The following is a 17793-nucleotide window of genomic DNA, read 5'->3' on the forward strand; positions in this document are numbered from 1 at the left end:
TATAATTTCAATGATGATAGAAATCAGACCCTCTGGTGATAAGGATCAGAATAGGCACAGTGATTTCTGGATATCTTTAGCATGGGAAAAAACAATATTCATGGACGTTAAAGCAGCCCTCTTTGAGAAAATATGCCATTCTATCAACGATGGTATCTTAGTAGTTGATCAGGATGGTAAAATCCAATGGATGAACCAAACCCTTGAACATATTTTCGGATATTCAAATGACGAACTGCTTTATCAGCCGCTTGAAATCCTTCTGCCTCTGACATTAAGAAAAAAGCATAAGGCGTTGAGGTCAGGGTATTCTCAAAGTCCTGTAGAAAGGCCAATGGGCAGCAATATGGAATTTGAAGGTTTGCGAAAGGATGGCACAAAGGTGTGGGTGAGAATAGCACTAAGTTTTTGTCAAACAAAAGGCCAACATTTTTCTATTGCCATTGTGTCTGACAAAACTGAAAAAAGATCAATGGAATTTCAATCTAAAATACATGCCCAAAGAGCCCAGTTATTCTTTGACCTTTCTAAGGCCTTGTTTTTAGAGTTGGATAGAAATGGCTATGTACAAGCCATTAATCATGAAGGCTGTAGAATATTGGAGTATAAGGAAGAAGAGGTATTTGGCAAAAACTGGTTTGATAAGTTCATTGACCCGAAAGATGCTCCCGGAATAAAAAAAGTCTTTAATGACTTGATGGAGGGTAATGTAGTACAAACAGAGTTTGTCAATTCTCATATTATCACCAAATCAGGTAAATATAAGCTCATACAATGGCATAATTCCCTGCTTACCGATGATGGTGGCAATGCAATCGGTGCCATTAGCTCTGGGATAGACATTGCAGCCATTGAAGAATTGAAAAAAGTACAAACTGAAGCCATGCTGATAGGTACCGAAAACGAAAGAAAAAGGGTAGCTGCGGAATTACATGATGGCATAGTACAAACCCTCTCTGCTGTTTCCATGCATTTGAAATCGTTTGAAAACAATATGCATCTCCTTCCTGATGATAATCAAAAGGCGTATAAGGATGCCCTAAAATTAGTGTTGGATTCAATCTCAGATACCAGGGCAATCTCACATGACCTGATGCCAAATGCCATTATAAGAGATGGCTTGGTATCTGCATTAAATGACTTGGCGGAACGTACCGCAAAATATCACCATATTCTAGTTACTATTGACCCAGATCATGTAAGTGATGGTTTAAGCGAGATATATCGATTGCATCTTTACCGGATTGTACAGGAGTTGATTCAAAACACCCTAAAGCATGCTAATGCAAGTGCAATCAAGATAATAATTCGAAAAAAGAAGGATAAAATACATATCGACTACCAGGATGATGGGCATGGATTTGATGATTCACTTGAAGATATCCAACGTACTGGTTTGGGGTTGCAGAATATTATCACACGAGTTGGTTCTATGAGTGGCGATTTAAATATAAAATCTTCCGTAAAAAACGGAACAAAGGTAAATATTATTATTCCTGTAAGTAATTAGATCATAATTGCAATAAGTTCTGAATAATTCTTATCAACTTTATACAAGGAGGATTCACCAAAAATTGCGAAACATATTTTTATGGAATCATGCCATCATATCAATGTGTTTATAGTAGATGACCATCAGATAGTCAGGGATGGGGTAAAGGCTTTATTGAAAAATGTTGAGGGGATCAAAATTGTAAATGAAGCTTCCAATGGGCAGGAAGCTATTGACTTAATCAGACAAAATCCAAAAGACATTGATGTTGTTATTATGGATATTACAATGCCTGAGATGGATGGAGTGCAGGCCACCAAACTTATATTAAAGGAATTTCCTAAAATCAACATATTGGCTTTATCGATGCATGATGACAAGTTACATCTCATCAGTATGTTGAAAGAGGGTGCTATGGGCTATGTACTAAAAACTACAGGAAAGTCAGAATTGGTACACGCTATCAATAGAATTGCTGGTGGTCAGAGCTATTTTGACCGACAAGCTTCAGGCAAGCTTTTGGATTACTTGTCTAACAAAGACAAACGAAAAAAAACAGCGGAAGGTGAACTGACATCCCGGGAAAAGGAAGTGTTAATGTTAATCGCTGAAGAAATGACGAATGCCGAAATCGCTGAAAAACTTTTCCTTAGTCCCAGGACTATTGACACCCATAGAAGAAACCTCTTGCAAAAACTCAATGTAAAAAATACGGCAGGGTTGGTAAAGTACGCCCTGACACATGAGCTTTAGTACCTGTGCCCTCTACATCCTGTAAGGCATTCTTTTGGGAAATCTTATAAAATCAAATTCATAAATTATATTTCGGATTTCTTCTTAAGGGAAGCATCATCTACGCTTTTTAGCTTAGAACCTAGGTGTTTTTACTTAGCTTCCATTTTACGTTTTTCACGTCTACCGGAAGGGTTATAAAAGGACGAACTTCATATCCCAATTAGTATAATACTAACTAAACTAAAAAGATATGAACACTGTAATGATTTCTGATTTGTCTATTGAAAATGAGCTAAGGGTATCATATAGCAAGTTCAAAATGCCCCTCCATCGTTTGCTTGAACTTGCAGAGAAACTAACCTTTAATAGGGGACACATATTGTTTAGTAATGGCAACATTGCCAGAGGCATGTATGTCATTGATACTGGAAAAGTGAAGTTGAGTAAATTTGGAGTGGATGGTAAAGAACAGATCATCAAAATACTTCATCAGGGAGATGCTATTGGTCATGAAGCGCTATTAAATGATCAGCGATTTCATGAATATGCAGAAGTGCTTGAAGATTCAGCACTTTTTTACATCGGCAGGGATGATTTCGAAAGTGTATGTAATAAAGAAATTTCAGTTTTAAATTATTTCACCCAATTGCTCTGCGATGATTTAAACAAGGTGGAAGAACGTCTTGTTTCCACAGCCTATGAACCTGTTCGTGGTAGACTGGCGTCAATACTTTTAGAATTGATAGACATTTATAAGGATGATAGCTCCTCAGGTATCAATCTCAGCAGAGGAGATCTTGCAAATTTGGTAGGTACAGCCAAAGAAACTTCTATCAGGTTACTCTATGAATTTAAAAATGAAGGTTTAATAGATCTTAACGGTCAACATATTATAATTAAAGATATTGATAATTTAAAAAGGGCAGCATGCTTCTATAGGTGACTTGATCAGTATCATGCTATGCTTTGATAACCATCATCGGTTACAAATAACCATATTTTTAAATTTGGTAAAACCGTAAAAATATGAAGATGCATAATCACCTAAAAATCCACCAAGACCATTGCAGGTGGGAGTCAGACCTTGAAATGTGGTCATTGGATTTAAAAATGTGGGAAGAGGAGTCTGAAGCATTAAATGATACTTTGTCTTTCATAACCGAAGCCATAAAGAATCATGAAGAGTCACTGATGGATCATTTAAAAACACTAATTGATCATCGTAATAAGCTAAATCAACATGAAAAGGATATTACTTTTCTGATAGAAGGAACCCCTTTGGACGATAAGCTCAGGGAATCACATACTAATGAAGACAAGTACCATGAGATTTATAGAAATGCGCACGAACGTCTCAAGAGATACCATCACACTTTGATTGCTTTGACCAAAGGGTTGAAAAAGGCACTTGAATCTATTTAATAAAACAAGAATGATTGCAGCCCTAAATAGAATCCAAATTGATAATGTGCTTTACAGCCAAATTATTGGACGGATTGGGTGTTGTGCAAATAACAAAGCTTACGTAGTTCCCATTACCTATGCTTATAATGGAGAGTATATCTATTGTCATACAATAGAAGGTATGAAGGTTAAATTCATGCGTAGCAATCCACTAGTTTGTTTTGAAGTGGAAAGAATTGAAAATATGGCGCATTGGCAGAGTGTTATTCTTTGGGGAAAATATGAAGAACTGGAAGGTGAACTGCGCGAGGAAGGACTTCAAATATTGGTTAACAGAGTACATCCGCTGATGACAAGTGAAACCATCAGGCCTCGTTTTGGTTTGGATGCACCCTCAACCGGAATAAAAACCAATAAAGACACCATCATATTTCGTATTAAACCAGAAGAAGCTACCGGAAAGTTTGAAAAACGATAATTATTGTGCTAATCTTTATTTACCTTATTTGTTCTCTTCTTGGCCTATGGCTTGGTACTGAAGTATTGATAAAGGGAGCGCTGAAAATCGCATCATTCTATAACTTTTCCCACGTTTTTATTGGTTTGACCGTATTAGCTATTGGGTCAGATCTGCCAGAACTCTTTGTGGCCATCAAAGCATCCCTTATCAGCAATCAAGGGCTTGACACATCAGGTATAATTGTAGGTAATGCATTGGGTAGTAGCATAGCCCAGATTAGTGTGATATTAGGCATTGCGGGCATGGCTGGCTATTTGACACTCACCAAAAAACAACTGATGGGTGAAGGGCTGATTATGCCATTGTCCATAGTCCTTACCTTTTTGGTGGCATACGATGGTGTCATATCATTGACTGATGGTTTGATTCTCATTTTGGCCTATCTGGTTTATTACATTTCGTTGCTTCGGCTGGAAAAAGTGACCGCACATGAAACTAAGCAAAAGGGAAGGGCCTGGCCATATATATTATATATTCTGGCAGGTGGTTTTTTAGTGATATATGCCTCAGATTTGGTAGTGGAGAACGCCATTATACTTGCTGAAAGTTGGGGTATAAGACAGACTTTTATTGGAATTATTATTATAAGCCTCGGCACGAGTCTTCCAGAGCTTGCTGTATCGCTTAATGCTGCCATTAAAGGCTCTGCGGGCCTTTCTGTAGGCAACCTGATCGGAAGTAATATTTTTGATTTGTGGATACCTGTAGGTGTAGCATCCATCATTGCGCCTATACAGGTCAATATTAATTACTTGATTCCTGATTTCATTGTATTGTTAGCTGTCTCATGTTTGATATTGATATTTTTCAACAAGACTAAAGGGCTTCAAAAGAAAGAGGCCTTAGGCCTCATAGTTTTTTACATCGTTTACCTGGGTTACAAAATCGTCCAAAATGTTGGATGACATTGAACTAAAGAGGATTGACAAAGAACTGCATTGACCCCTAAGGGAGTGAGCACAACGAGGCAATAGTTGGTCAGGAAACTACAGAGCAGTTATAAAAATTGGCTTCTGGCACTTGAAGAAAAAAATAAAATTTAAACAATCCATTATGAAATACTACATTAATAAAATCATTAACCTGCCTTTTGAAGAGGTGGAAGAAAAAGTAACGGAGGCCTTAAAATCAGAAGGTTTTGGAGTATTGACAGAAATAAATGTTAAAGAAGTTTTTAAAAAGAAATTGGATGTCGACTTTCAAAAGTATAAAATACTAGGGGCATGCAATCCGCATTTCGCTCACAAGGCACTGGCTTCTGAAAACAAGATAGGCACTATGCTCCCTTGTAATGTAATCCTTCAGCAACTGCCAGACGGTACAACTGAGGTTGCAGCTGTGGATCCAAAGGCGTCAATGATGGCCGTGGAGAATGAGAATCTGGCAAAATTAGCTACTGCAGTGGCAGATAAATTACACCGTGTTATAGAACAACTATAAACTTTATTGAGTGCTGACAAAGATCATTCTGACTGTTAATAGGGATCATGTCACCTGAAGGAGTATGGTGGTACTTTTGACAAAAAAGGAGGCAGTTATGGCGCTACATAAAGTAATAGAAGTATTGGCACATTCCGATAAGAGTTGGGAAGATGCCGCACAAGGAGCAGTTACAGAAGCTGCTAAGACTTTGCACAATATTGAATCAATTTATATTCATGACCACAGTGCCAGGGTAGAAAATAACAAAATAGTTCAGTATCGTGTAAACGCTAAAATAACGTTCTCAATAGAGTCATAGATTTCTCCAATTTAAGTTAAGAAAGACATGATAGTGGCTTTATCAAATGTTGTTCAATTAAATGTACCAGTAAGGGGATCGTCAAGATTGGTGGCCACCCTATTGACAGGTGAGAGGCACCCGGATGTTCTCCTTGCTGGTATTCTTACAGCACTTAAACTAATAATCATGAATATTAAAAATAAAAAATTACTGGTTATTGGGGTTTTGATTTTCCTGATCATATTGTTTAGCATACTAAATACCCTAGGTTAACATGAAAAATTTACTTTTGCTCATTCTATTGGTGACTTCATGTGCTACAAATCCCGATGTTATTGTTGATTATGACCGGGAGGCAGATTTTTCTGCTTATCACACCTTTGACCTGGCGCCACTGGCCAGCGAAGTTCAATATGATTATCCACAGTACGATAATAGCCTGAACCGTAAAAGAATTATTAAAGCTGTGGAGAGCCAGCTTACTGGCAAGGGCTATGAAAAGGACACCATTAGCCCTGATTTGCTGGTCGATATTCACATTTTGATTCAATCTAAAAAAGAGGTTCGCAGTTATCCTGGTGCGGCACGCTACAGGTACTGGCAAGATTATAACATTAATATTTATGATTATGAAGAGGGGTCGTTGATTATAGACCTAATAGATCGAAGTCAAAATCAACTTGTATGGCAGGGGGGAGTAACAGGATCTATAAATATTAAACCTGAAGAAGTAGAATCCGCCATTAGCGGTGCAGTAGCACTAATCTTTGGAGAATACCCTTATCGGGCCAATAAATAGCCAGATGCCACTGCCCCATACAGCTACTGTTAAGGAAATTGAACTAACATTGGCAACAGACATTTCTTCTGGCCTAACGGCAGACGAAGCCAATAAAAGATTGATCATATATGGCCGAAATGAATTACAGGAGCCTACCTCATACAATCCACTAATAATACTATTAGCACAATTTAAAAATGCCTTAACTGCCCTGCTTTTCGCTGCAGCTCTAATATCCTTCTTGTTTGATGATTACCCTGAGAGTGTGGCCATACTTATGGTTATTCTCATCAATGCATTTATTGGGTTTATACTTGAGTTTCAAGCTCACCGCTCAATGAAAGCACTAAAAAAACTGGAGAAAAAGTGGGCCAAAGTTTTTAGGGATGGTCAATTGATGATTATAGAATCTTGCCTGGTGGTACCGGGAGATATCCTTTTTGTAGAAGCTGGAGATGTTGCAAGTGCAGATGGACGGATTGTGGAATCTGTACAGTTGGAAGTTAATCAATCAATGCTAACAGGAGAGTCGGTGCCTGTATCAAAAAACAAATACCCATTGCAAGCAGATATCATTTTGGCAGAACAGGATAATATGTTTTTTAAAGGCACATCGGCCACTAATGGAAACGGTAGAGTGCTTGTGACAAGTACCGGAATGAATACCGAAATAGGTAAGATTTCTGAAATGATTTCAGGCACCAAAAAAGAAGATATTCCACTTAATATAAAGCTAAATAGGCTTAGCTACAGGCTTATCTGGTTTACATTAGGCCTTATTGTTATTTTTATTACTGTAGGATATATATCAGGTAAAGAATTATACTCGATGATAGAAACAGCCCTGGCACTGGCTGTAGCTGCCATACCTGAGGGGTTACCCATCGTGGCAACCATAGCCCTGGCCAAAGGAATGTTTAAAATGGCCAAACACAAAGTGCTGGTGAAAAAACTGGCAGCCGTGGAAACACTGGGTGAAACCGATCTGATAATGACGGATAAGACTGGAACCCTGACAGAAAATAAATTGGAGGTTCACAGACTTAGCTTCATAAGCCATAATGATGATTTTTTGGTGGAGAACGGGCAAATTTTACCTGCGCAGGAAGATCCGAGTATGTATCGCTTATTGCAAGTAGCTGCATTGTGCAATAATGGATCAATTCGAAATTCTGAAGATGGTATAGGTGACCCACTGGAGATTGCGCTTTTACGATTTGTATTCAAACAAAATGCCCCTTTATTCAATACATTGTGTCAATATGAGCGGTACTATGAAAAGGTGTTTGACAGTGAATCAAGAATAATGATCACAGGTCATATGATAGAAAATCATCGACATTTCATTTCTATTAAGGGTGGGCCTTCTGAAGTTTTGGAAAAATGCACTATGTTTTTGGTGGATGGAGAAGAGGTGTCTTTTGGTGAGAATGAAATTAAGGAGTGGAAGGGAAAGATTGACTATTTAGCAGCCGATGGTTTAAAAGTATTGGGTTTTGGCTATAAACAACCTGCCGATAAAACAGTCGATCATTTATCAGGGTTTACCTTTATTGGGTTGATTGGCTTCCTAGATCCGCCCAGGGCTGAAGTGCCGATGGCTTTGGCACAGTGTCATGAAGCAGGCATAAAAGTGGTGATGGTGACAGGAGACCATGCTGAGACAGCGAAGGCCATTGCCCTGAAAATTGGTCTTACGAATAATGCCAATGAAACAGTTATGCATGGCAGTGATCTTGCAAAGATTGATTTAACCTCTACAGAAATATTGAAGGATATACTTATTTACTCAAGGGTTAACCCTGCCCAAAAGCTTGCACTAATGAAATATTATCAGGATCAGGGCAATGTGGTGGCCATGACTGGTGATGGGGTAAATGATGCTCCTGCACTTAGAAAGGCCGATATTGGTATCGCCATGGGCTTACGTGGTACGGATGTGGCACGAGAGGCTTCAGATATGGTATTGCAAGACGATTCCTTTAGTTCTATAGCATATGCAGTGCGTCAGGGAAGGATTATCATCAATAATATTAAAAACTTTGTAATTTATTTATTGTCTTGCAATCTAAGCGAAATCCTGATTGTAGGGTTGGCCGTTTTTTTTAACATGGCTTTGCCATTGCTGCCCCTCCAGATATTGTTTTTAAATCTGGTAACAGATGTTTTTCCGGCATTGGCGCTTGGTATGGGAGGTGGAAATGTGGGGATTATGAAAGGAAGATTTAGAAATTCTGAGGAACCAATCGTCACTACTGATGACTGGAAGTCAATAGTAGGCTATGCGTTAGTACTCACTATTTCTGTACTGGGGGTTTATATCTTTAGCATTCAGGTACTCCATGCCAATACTGTATTGGCAAATAATATTGCTTTTTACACATTGGCTTTTGCCCAACTAGTGCATCCACTTAATTTGATCAAAAAAACCGATTCTATTTTTAAGAATGAAATTGTTAGAAATCCACATCTATGGCTGGCGATAATATTTTGCAGTTTATTGATGATATTAGCTTATTGGATACCTCCAATAAGAGAGGTACTTGACATTGGTAGTTTTAGTCGTGAATCGGGGGTAATAATAGCTGTGGGTTCATTTGCTCCGGTAGTGGTTATACGATTATTAAAGAAACTGACTTGAGAAATTATGCAGCATAGCTAAACATCACAATTCCATTTTCTTTATCATTAATGCCTGAATGAAACCTGATAATGCTCCTATGCCTACTCCTTCAATAAGTAAAAATAAACCAATAATGATGGGATTAAGGTATGGCCCCATAGGAAGTACCTCTTTTAGAAAATTCATGTATCCTTGGTTAATCAGTGATAAATAAGCCGCCAAAAACAAAGCGAACAGTAACATTCCGAAAAAAGAAGTGGCTACTCCAAGTCCCAGATTTCTAAGATAACTATGGCCTTCGCTGGAGTGCAGCTGATAATAATGTAATGACCTTCCGACTATCAGATAGATAATAACCACATCCAAAATCCTTATAGCCAGCGACTGCACTAATAAAAGCACTTCCATAGCAAGAAATATGGCAATTAAAATCGACCCTAGAATTGCTCCAAATTTGACAGCGGTATTTCTGAAAATGTTGTTCTTATTCATAGCTGTAATATTTTATATTAAAGCTAGGTACATAGCCATCTATATGAAATGATCAGTATCAATAAGACGATTGATTGAGGGCATTTCACATGGCAAAAACCTTCACCAATTTTATAGTCTATTAGATTTAATAAATTTAACTGAATAGCTATGAGAACTTATGAAGATGAAGAAATGGAGGAGGATAATGATAGACTCACGTCATCATTTGTATATGCTTCACATTGGAAATCAGATCTGAACTTTTACAAGCATGAATTAAATTTTCTCACTACTTTAATAAATAAATATTTTATTTACTTAATTGGCGAGAATGACCTTCCAAGCTTGCCAAAACTGGTTGCCCGGCTTGAAGAGACTAAAAAAGTACATAAAGAACTTTCGAAAGACATCACTGATTATATGTCCAAAATAAAATTACTAATGACTAATGAGTTGAGTCTTGAGAATTTTTATCAAAGGAAAGAGCATATTATGTTGGAAACAAGTTTCAATATTTTCACCAAAGCGCTTAGGTCATTAAAGAGGCATATATTTGCCATTACTGAAGAGGTGATGCAGCACAAAAAAATGAAGCGACTTGTTCAGGCCTGATTTTAGTTTTATTTAGAAGTGTCAGTATCAAAATTTAACTAACTTACTACTGAATAGTAAAATGCTAAGTTGACTGGCAATTTCTATTAAAAATGTTAAGGCAAAACCAGTTAGGTATTACAGGCCCTTAGAAATTAACTTGTAATAAAGTGAATGGAAAGGGCATGGAATTACTACTATAACTATCTTTTTTGATGGCTGAAATTTTCGATTTGCATGGATTATCAGAAACCGAAGTTGCTAACAGTCGTTTAAAATACGGCAGAAATTCCATTGATACATCAAGCAAAAATCTTCTCTGGTCAGTTTTTAAAGAAGTTGTTACAGAGCCTTTGTTTGTCATTCTTGTGTGTACAGCTATCATTTATTTTTTACTCGGAGAGCAGCAGGAAGGTATTATAATGCTGATTGCCTTGTCATTCATTTCGCTCATTTCTCTTTTTCAGGAAAACAGAAGTAGAAATGCTGTGGCTTCATTAAAGAAGCTTTCAAGTCCCCATGCAAAAGTTATTCGGGGCGGTGTTACCATGACTGTCACTAAGGAAGACATTGTCATCGATGATTTAATGATTGCAGAGGAAGGCAATGTTGTAGCTGCAGATGCCAGGGTTGTTAAGCTAAATGACTTTACAGTAAATGAGAGTATACTGACAGGTGAATCTTTGGCAGTTTCAAAGGAATTATCCGAACCTAACAACACCATTTTTCAAGGAACCACAATCATGTCCGGTACTTGCATCGCTAAAGTGATGGCTATTGGAAGGGAAACGGAATTAGGAAAAATTGGTGAGTCACTTCAACAAATTGATAGCGAAAGGACTCCGTTACAACATCAAATAAGAGCGTTCATTAGGAATATGGTAATTTTTGGTGGTATTGCATTTCTTATTGTTTGGTTATTTAATTTTTATCTTACCAATGATTTGTTGCATGCACTTTTACATGGGTTAACACTCGCCATGTCGGTCATACCAGAGGAGATTCCTGTAGCATTTAGCACTTTCATGGCTTTGGGTGCTTACCATTTATACAAGAAGGGTGTCATTGCCAAAAGCCCACATACAGTGGAGACACTTGGTGCCGCCACAGTTATTTGTGTGGATAAGACCGGAACCATTACGGAAAATAAAATGCAGATATCGGCAATTTATGATTTTACCAACAATAAAACTTATGACTATACAACTGAACCCTATGGTTTTAATCAGGTTTTGGAATATGCACTATGGGCATCGGAAGTAGAGCCCTTTGATCAAATGGAAAAATCGATACATCATGTTTATTCAGATGTAGCTGTAATTGATAGGAGAAAGGATTTTCATTTAATACATGAATATCCCCTAGAAGGTGTACCCCCTATAATGACGCATGTTTTTAGTGATAACAAATCAGAACATATTATAGCTGTAAAGGGGAGTGTGGAAGGTGTTTTAAATCAAAGTGAATTATCCCAGGAGCAGAAATGTGATATTCTCATGCTAACCGATGGATTTGCAAAAAAAGGTTATCGCATATTGGCCGTTGCTAAATCGCTACGTGATATCAAAAATTTACCTGATTCCCAAGAGGAATTCGAATTTGAATTTCTAGGACTGATAGCCTTTAATGACCCGCCTAAAGCAAACATGAAAGAAATACTTCAAAAGTTTTATAAGGCAGGAATTGATGTGAAAATGATTACGGGAGATTATTCTGAAACGGCAATTTCTATAGCAAACCAAATCAAATTCAAACATAGTGCTAGTGTGCTAACCGGCCATGAGGTAATGCAGATGAACATGATTAAACTTCAAAAAACAGTTCAGGAAGCAGGAATATTTGCACGGATGTTTCCCGAGGCCAAGTTAAAGGTCATTGAAGCGCTAAAGGCTAATGGTGAGGTAGTAGCAATGACTGGTGACGGTGTCAATGATGGCCCTGCCCTAAAAGCGGCTCATATTGGTATAGCCATGGGTTTGAGAGGTAGTGAGGTAGCAAAAGGTGCAGCTTCTTTAATATTAATGGATGATAATTTGGCCCACATGAACGAAGCAGTGGCGTTGGGAAGACGAATATATGAAAATTTGAAAAAAGCGATTCAGTACATTATATCTATCCACATACCTATAATTCTGATCATCACATTGCCCTTATTGTTTTTTTGGAAATATTCGGAAATATTTTCCCCTGTCCATGTTATATTTTTGGAGCTTATTATGGGGCCGACTTGCTCAATTGTTTTTGAAAGAGAGCCAATTGAAGCCAATTCCATGCAGAAAGCACCACGGAAAATGAGTTCTACCTTTTTTTCTCATAAGGAGCTGTTAATCAGCATTGTACAAGGAGGTGTAATTACAATTTTTTGTTTGGGAGTAGGTTACTGGTTTATGCTTGAAGGAAGTAATGAAAGATTAGTGCGGACAGTTATTTATACTACCCTTATTTTCAGCAACCTCTTCTTAACATTCGTAAACCGCTCATTTTATTACTCTGTGCTAACAACTTTGAGGTATAAAAATGTGCTAATTCATATAGTTATAATAATCTCGCTGATTGTTCTTTTTGTATCCATTTATTTTCCTCTTGCCCAAAACATTTTTCAATTTGAAGCATTACTTGCCATTGATATTTTAATCTGTCTTATAGTAGCCTTTACAGGAGTGATGTGGATAGAAATTTATAAATGGATAAAGCGAAAATCTTTGAATAGGTATCATGGCTTATCCGTTTATAGTTAACCGAAATCAATAATATGACTGATAGTAACTGCCTGCTTAAACATATAATGAGTGCTCCAGCACCTTTTCTATGATAGGTTTAGAGTTTTTTCTATTTTTCTTTCCAGATTATTTCCCAGCCTTCATCACCAAATTCTTTATTGGCATCCACCACCATTATATGCCCTCAAAATTCTGATTAGAATACAGTCAACCGGTTATTACTTTAAGTACTATATTCTTTTTGCGTCTTTGTCATTGATCATTCTATTTACCGATCATCAATAACCTTGGAGTGTCAGAAGTGGTACGTCCAAACAGCCTTAGTGGTATGGTTAGCCATGTCTTCAGCAATACTACCGGCTGCCAGATGTGTCAGCCACTTTCTTCCATGTGTGGCCAAAGCAATGATCTGAGCATCATTGTCCTCTGCAAAATGCCTTAGTCCGGCTTCGATGGTCAGGTCGTTGTAGGATTGGGTGCTGGCATTTACAAACATATAGCGTTTTAATATTTTCTTCTTCAAAACATTTATTTCTAAATCCCGAGCGAAATTATTTGGTGTATTTATTCTAACCAGTATCAGGTGTGCCTGTAATAAGTCTTGCAATTGTTTAAGGCTTTGAACCACCTTATCATTGATTTCTATAAAATCGCTGCCGAATACGATGTTTTTAACATCCTTTAAATGCATTTCATGCTTGATAGCTATTACGGGGCAGGGAGAATTTCTTATTATTTTTTCAACATTCGATCCTATCAATGATTCCCTGATCCCCGTGGCACCATGTGTTCCCATTACAACTAGATCAATGGCGAGCTCATTTATTTTTTCTATTATATTATATTTTGGTTCACCAAACTCAACGATTTTTTCGACTTTTAAGTGAGAGAGGTCCAGTTCCTTCAACTGCTCGTTCAGTTTTTTATTGGCATCTACCAAGAGCTGATCAATTACCTTTTTTTCTATTTCAGTATTGTAAAATTCCCCCTCCATTTCAAAAAACTTCTGGATATTAAGTTCAATCACATGCAATAAATAGATTGTGGACTTCTCCTTTTTTGCTATGGCCATTGCTAATGAAATAGCGTTTTTTGCGGTAGCTGAAAAATCTGTAGGTATTAATATTCTTTTCATCATAACACTCTCCTTTCATTCAAAGTTGAATGATTTGGGTAGCAATACAAATGATATAAATCAGCATGGATACTGAATAAATACTGCTAATAAAACCATTATTTTGAGTATCATATTTATAAGCTGCTGGCGTGTATTACAGCATCAATATAAAGGTGTGGAGTATGCGGTCATTATTTTGTTAAAAGCAATACTCTTTGTTAGCAGGTATTCCTCTGGGAAATACATACTTAATTTTGATTATAGCGCTTGATGGTAGAAATCTGGAAATATCTAATGTGATTGGCATTATTATTAAGCAAATGTGTTTAAGTGCTTTTGAATTATTTCTCATGCCCATTTGTTGGATAACCTAAACAAGCATTAATTAATGAAGTCAGTTCTTATAGTTTTTTCAATGATGTTTGCGGTAAATCCGAATTCCGGTTTTGGTGTATGGTCAGCAACATCTACTTCAGAATTAACCCACGTTCATAGCTACACCAAATCGTATCACGAAGCAGGTGTTAGTGAGAAAGCATTTAATTTAGCAATAGATAAGTTGAAGGAAGTGGCAAAAAACGAACAGTACTCCGCATTGTTGACCATTATTGATTTTAACTTACCATCGACTGCAAAAAGATTTTGGGTTTTAGACCTTGATTCAAAAGAAGTTCTTTTCAATACATATGTGTCCCATGGAAGAAATTCAGGAGAGAATAATGCCATTAAATTCTCAAATAAGCCTGAGTCTCATATGAGTAGTCTGGGTCTTTACTTAACAGGGGATGTTTATTATGGCAAACATGGGTTATCCTTATACCTGGATGGTTTGGAACCGGGAGTAAATGATAACGCCAGGAAAAGATCCATCGTAATTCACGGGGCAGATTATGTTAGCCATGATTTTATTAAAAAGCATGGCCGATTGGGTAGAAGTTACGGCTGCCCGGCATTGCCATTAGAACACTACAAGGAGATTATAGGTTTGATTGCCAACGGCAGTTTTATTTATATCAATAAGCAAACGATATAGCCTCAATCATTTGATTTGTAAGGCTCAGGAGTGGACTTAAGTTCTTTGATCAACCACTTATCAATATCATATATATCGTCCCTAAAGCAAGTCCTTCCCTTCGTATCCACCCATGACGTCCAGTACAATATGTGTATTTTAATAGGTTCTTTAAAGTACAGGCTTTGTGTCTCACCACTATTTTTTATTTTCCCCATCATAATTTCCTTTGGGTTTTGTTCCATCTCAAAAAGCAACTTTGCAAGTTCAAAAGGGTTAGATACTCTAATGCAACCTGAGCTAAGAGCTCTTTCTTTTTGCGAAAAGAGATCTTTTGAAGGAGTGTCATGTAAATAGACCGAATATGAATTAGGCATGATAAATTTTATTTTTCCCAGAGCGTTCCAATCTCCAGCCTTTTGTTTTAAAATATAAGGAAAAGAAATGTTGTTTATGTAAGTGGCCCACGGTAAAGAATTGGGTGGAATTACAAGTCCTTTGTAGTCCAGTACTTCTATATGATTTTTGGTAAGGTATGAGGGGATGTTGCCTTTCAGTGACAGTATATCTTCATAAAGAATGGTAGGAGGCACTGTCCATTCAGGGTTGAGTAACACTCCAAAAATATCAGAACTTAAAACGGGGGTTTTTCTGTCGGGCCTTCCAACTACTACTTTCGTATTCCAAACAGAACTTTGGTTGACAATAACATCCAGTTCAAAATTTGCAATATTGACAACAACATATTTATATTCCAGTTGAGTAGGAAGCCATCTCCATCGCTCCATATTGGCTAAAATAGTGTTAATTCGCTCATCTAATTTTATGTTTAACGCTGCTAACATCGTGTTATCTACTTCATCTGTGGCCTCAAGGCCATGTCGCACTTTAAAACTAATAACAGCATTTGACAGGGCGCCAGGTTCTTTGCTGTGATTCTCACTTAAATCTCCATTTTCTATCAATTGGTCTTTAATTATGGGGTTTTCAGCCAAAGATTCTATTGATATAGGTAGGATGGCATTTAACTGACGATATTGACTCAAAGCTTTTTTGAGTTTGATATAGCCGTTATTCAACGGTAAAAGTTTAGTTATTTGCTGAGCTAGAGAAAAGTGTGTAATAGCATCTGACAGATAGGATGAATAGTTTATTTCCAATTCCTTGCATTCAGCATACCAACCTACATAAGGACAATTATGATTCACCTTACCATTATAGAGGTGCCTCATATAGGTCAAGAGCCCATCGGTAAGTAAAATTTCAAACTCCAGTTTATTTCTTTGTGAAGGTTTTTTTTTAGCAACTTCGTTAAGCACTGTCAATTTCTGATAGTGATAGTCATTGGGATCAAGACCATCTGAATATGCTGAGGCAATAAGGTTTAACCCTTCACTTGCCTGAGCCATAAGACTACCGTTCCACCACCATGCAGGTGAATGTTGTCTTTCTTGATAGAACCTGATGAGTTCTTCAGGTGATATAAAATTGGAACCACGATATGATGTTTCACCACTATCTATTTGAACTATTATTTTCTCAATTCCTTCTTTTAATGGATCATCTATTTGCCCAAAGACTTGAAAGTTGAAACACACGAGGTTTAAAAGCAGTATTAGAGCTATATTTTTCATTGGCTTAATAGCACCACATAAAATTGGTCTGTTTAAATTCATTATTTTTTACAGGGCTTCTCCACAATCGATGTCCAGCCTAAAATATTAGCAATAGGTTCAATTAGTTCAGAAGAAATGGTGACATGAATATCATACCACAATGTAGAAAATTGCCCACAGAGTAATAATGATGATAGTCAATTGTGAGGAGGACTTGTATCAATATAAAATGACTATCAAAAGCAAGTATTTATGTGATGTATAAATTGGTAGTTTTTATTTGTAATATCTACTTTTTTCCAAATACTGTTTTTTGTATTGAACTTTAATATAAAGGCAACGGGTAATTGCCATGTTTCCAGAAATTACCATTACTTCTAATTTTTTTACCCTAAATTTTACCTTTTTTATATAAACAATTGATAATCAAATAAATAATTAGCTCCCTATGGGCAGATAATAAAACACTGTAATTCAACGAGTTACAGCGTTTTTTTGTTTAAAATCCTACTCCAGATATTCAACTTTTTATTTAGTGATAATGTCAATGGGCATGTATTGATGGTGTTGACTGTTTCATGCAGGACAAGCGTTCTTTAAAGTGACTCTATTGACCTGACATCTCTGTTTTTTGATTAATGATAAATACAGTCAGTCCCATATCATCACTCTCAATATTCTTTTTAATCAAGTCAAACCCAATAATATTGACTTCGCTTTCAAAACTTTTCTGAGCTATATGAGCCATGAATGCAGTATATATCGAGTATTTTAGTCTTCTATAGTTGACCAATTCAATAATCCTTTATTCCACCCTCATCATTGGAATTAAATGCAGAAATAAAAGGATTATATGTATAATTTATATCAAATTAAGACCGATATCCTCCATTCCTTTTTTTGATAGCGGAATTAAAAGTAATCTAATATACTTAATAGCCAAGGTTAGCCAATAATTAAAAATTAAAGTTTCTGCCATGGATTT

At 36.8% G+C, this 17793-nt stretch carries 17 protein-coding genes; 13 read left to right on the plus strand and 4 right to left on the minus strand.

The window, feature by feature from the left end:
• Positions 1-10: 10 nt before the first annotated feature.
• The 10 genes from RIB54_RS13300 (at position 11) to RIB54_RS13345 (ending at position 9296) form a co-directional block, all read left to right on the plus strand.
• The gene (locus RIB54_RS13300) at positions 11-1510 is read left to right on the plus strand and encodes a PAS domain-containing sensor histidine kinase (protein ID WP_350101363.1); all 1500 of its coding nucleotides are present in this window, start codon (positions 11-13) and stop codon (positions 1508-1510) included.
• 81 nt (positions 1511-1591) lie between these two features.
• The gene (locus tag RIB54_RS13305) at positions 1592-2245 is read left to right on the plus strand and encodes a response regulator (protein ID WP_350101364.1); all 654 of its coding nucleotides are present in this window, start codon (positions 1592-1594) and stop codon (positions 2243-2245) included.
• A 232-nt stretch (positions 2246-2477) separates the two neighbouring features.
• Positions 2478-3170, plus strand: a complete 693-nt coding sequence (locus tag RIB54_RS13310; RefSeq protein WP_350101365.1) for a Crp/Fnr family transcriptional regulator — start codon at positions 2478-2480, stop codon at positions 3168-3170.
• 83 nt (positions 3171-3253) lie between these two features.
• Positions 3254-3649, plus strand: coding sequence for a hypothetical protein (locus RIB54_RS13315; RefSeq protein WP_350101366.1), 396 nt, complete (start codon positions 3254-3256; stop codon positions 3647-3649).
• A 10-nt stretch (positions 3650-3659) separates the two neighbouring features.
• Complete coding sequence (locus RIB54_RS13320) at positions 3660-4109, plus strand: pyridoxamine 5'-phosphate oxidase family protein (RefSeq protein WP_350101367.1); 450 nt, start codon at positions 3660-3662, stop codon at positions 4107-4109.
• 5 nt (positions 4110-4114) lie between these two features.
• Positions 4115-5056 carry a sodium:calcium antiporter gene (locus RIB54_RS13325; RefSeq protein WP_350101368.1) on the plus strand — a complete coding sequence of 314 codons (942 nt, stop codon included), beginning with the start codon at positions 4115-4117 and terminating at the stop codon, positions 5054-5056.
• Between the two features lie 148 nt (positions 5057-5204).
• Positions 5205-5591: a DUF302 domain-containing protein gene (locus RIB54_RS13330; RefSeq protein WP_350101369.1), complete on the plus strand. Its 387-nt coding sequence runs from the start codon at positions 5205-5207 to the stop codon at positions 5589-5591.
• 97 nt (positions 5592-5688) lie between these two features.
• The gene (locus RIB54_RS13335; RefSeq protein WP_350101370.1) at positions 5689-5892 is read left to right on the plus strand and encodes a dodecin family protein; all 204 of its coding nucleotides are present in this window, start codon (positions 5689-5691) and stop codon (positions 5890-5892) included.
• 256 nt (positions 5893-6148) lie between these two features.
• Positions 6149-6673, plus strand: a complete 525-nt coding sequence (locus tag RIB54_RS13340; RefSeq protein WP_350101371.1) for a DUF4136 domain-containing protein — start codon at positions 6149-6151, stop codon at positions 6671-6673.
• The gene (locus RIB54_RS13345; RefSeq protein WP_350101372.1) at positions 6642-9296 is read left to right on the plus strand and encodes a cation-translocating P-type ATPase; all 2655 of its coding nucleotides are present in this window, start codon (positions 6642-6644) and stop codon (positions 9294-9296) included. Before RIB54_RS13340 ends, RIB54_RS13345 begins: the two co-directional genes overlap by 32 nt.
• 24 nt (positions 9297-9320) lie before the next feature.
• Here the strand turns inward: RIB54_RS13345 and RIB54_RS13350 are convergent, their stop codons facing one another.
• Positions 9321-9770 (minus strand): hypothetical protein, encoded by a 450-nt coding sequence (locus tag RIB54_RS13350; protein WP_350101373.1) that lies wholly within the window; start codon positions 9768-9770, stop codon positions 9321-9323.
• Positions 9771-9920: 150 nt separating this feature from the next.
• On the opposite strand from RIB54_RS13350, the gene RIB54_RS13355 reads away from it, so the two are divergent.
• Together RIB54_RS13355 and RIB54_RS13360 are read left to right on the plus strand one after the other, a co-directional pair.
• Positions 9921-10364, plus strand: coding sequence for a hypothetical protein (locus RIB54_RS13355; RefSeq protein ID WP_350101374.1), 444 nt, complete (start codon positions 9921-9923; stop codon positions 10362-10364).
• Positions 10365-10558: 194 nt separating this feature from the next.
• Positions 10559-13081 carry a cation-translocating P-type ATPase gene (locus RIB54_RS13360; RefSeq protein WP_350101375.1) on the plus strand — a complete coding sequence of 841 codons (2523 nt, stop codon included), beginning with the start codon at positions 10559-10561 and terminating at the stop codon, positions 13079-13081.
• Positions 13082-13358: 277 nt separating this feature from the next.
• Here RIB54_RS13360 and RIB54_RS13365 read toward each other — a convergent pair whose 3' ends face one another.
• Positions 13359-14201 carry a universal stress protein gene (locus RIB54_RS13365; protein ID WP_350101376.1) on the minus strand — a complete coding sequence of 281 codons (843 nt, stop codon included), beginning with the start codon at positions 14199-14201 and terminating at the stop codon, positions 13359-13361.
• Positions 14202-14568: 367 nt separating this feature from the next.
• On the opposite strand from RIB54_RS13365, the gene RIB54_RS13370 reads away from it, so the two are divergent.
• Positions 14569-15213 carry a murein L,D-transpeptidase catalytic domain family protein gene (locus tag RIB54_RS13370; RefSeq protein WP_350101377.1) on the plus strand — a complete coding sequence of 215 codons (645 nt, stop codon included), beginning with the start codon at positions 14569-14571 and terminating at the stop codon, positions 15211-15213.
• A gap of 2 nt (positions 15214-15215) precedes the next feature.
• Here the strand turns inward: RIB54_RS13370 and RIB54_RS13375 are convergent, their stop codons facing one another.
• Together RIB54_RS13375 and RIB54_RS13380 are read right to left on the minus strand one after the other, a co-directional pair.
• Entirely contained in the window at positions 15216-16826 is a 1611-nt protein-coding gene (locus RIB54_RS13375; protein ID WP_350101378.1) for a L,D-transpeptidase family protein, read from the minus strand.
• A gap of 589 nt (positions 16827-17415) precedes the next feature.
• The gene (locus RIB54_RS13380; RefSeq protein WP_350101379.1) at positions 17416-17556 is read right to left on the minus strand and encodes a hypothetical protein; all 141 of its coding nucleotides are present in this window, start codon (positions 17554-17556) and stop codon (positions 17416-17418) included.
• Positions 17557-17793 lie beyond the last annotated feature (237 nt).

It is taken from the genome of Fulvivirga sp. (assembly GCF_040218215.1).
GTDB lineage: Bacteria > Bacteroidota > Bacteroidia > Cytophagales > Cyclobacteriaceae > Fulvivirga.

Excerpts from the sequence above, each read along its gene's own strand:
- RIB54_RS13315 (WP_350101366.1), top strand. The coding sequence starts at position 3,254 with ATGAAGATGCATAATCACCTAAAAATCCACCAAGACCATTGCAGGTGG.
- RIB54_RS13320 (WP_350101367.1), top strand. The coding sequence starts at position 3,660 with ATGATTGCAGCCCTAAATAGAATCCAAATTGATAATGTGCTTTACAGC.
- RIB54_RS13370 (WP_350101377.1), top strand. The coding sequence starts at position 14,569 with ATGAAGTCAGTTCTTATAGTTTTTTCAATGATGTTTGCGGTAAATCCG.
- RIB54_RS13310 (WP_350101365.1), top strand. The coding sequence starts at position 2,478 with ATGAACACTGTAATGATTTCTGATTTGTCTATTGAAAATGAGCTAAGG.
- RIB54_RS13330 (WP_350101369.1), top strand. The coding sequence starts at position 5,205 with ATGAAATACTACATTAATAAAATCATTAACCTGCCTTTTGAAGAGGTG.
- RIB54_RS13300 (WP_350101363.1), top strand. The coding sequence starts at position 11 with ATGATGATAGAAATCAGACCCTCTGGTGATAAGGATCAGAATAGGCAC.
- RIB54_RS13350 (WP_350101373.1), bottom strand. The coding sequence starts at position 9,770 with ATGAATAAGAACAACATTTTCAGAAATACCGCTGTCAAATTTGGAGCA.
- RIB54_RS13340 (WP_350101371.1), top strand. The coding sequence starts at position 6,149 with ATGAAAAATTTACTTTTGCTCATTCTATTGGTGACTTCATGTGCTACA.
- RIB54_RS13380 (WP_350101379.1), bottom strand. The coding sequence starts at position 17,556 with ATGGCTCATATAGCTCAGAAAAGTTTTGAAAGCGAAGTCAATATTATT.
- RIB54_RS13375 (WP_350101378.1), bottom strand. The coding sequence starts at position 16,826 with ATGAAAAATATAGCTCTAATACTGCTTTTAAACCTCGTGTGTTTCAAC.
- RIB54_RS13305 (WP_350101364.1), top strand. The coding sequence starts at position 1,592 with ATGGAATCATGCCATCATATCAATGTGTTTATAGTAGATGACCATCAG.
- RIB54_RS13335 (WP_350101370.1), top strand. The coding sequence starts at position 5,689 with ATGGCGCTACATAAAGTAATAGAAGTATTGGCACATTCCGATAAGAGT.
- RIB54_RS13355 (WP_350101374.1), top strand. The coding sequence starts at position 9,921 with ATGAGAACTTATGAAGATGAAGAAATGGAGGAGGATAATGATAGACTC.
- RIB54_RS13365 (WP_350101376.1), bottom strand. The coding sequence starts at position 14,201 with ATGATGAAAAGAATATTAATACCTACAGATTTTTCAGCTACCGCAAAA.
- RIB54_RS13360 (WP_350101375.1), top strand. The coding sequence starts at position 10,559 with ATGGCTGAAATTTTCGATTTGCATGGATTATCAGAAACCGAAGTTGCT.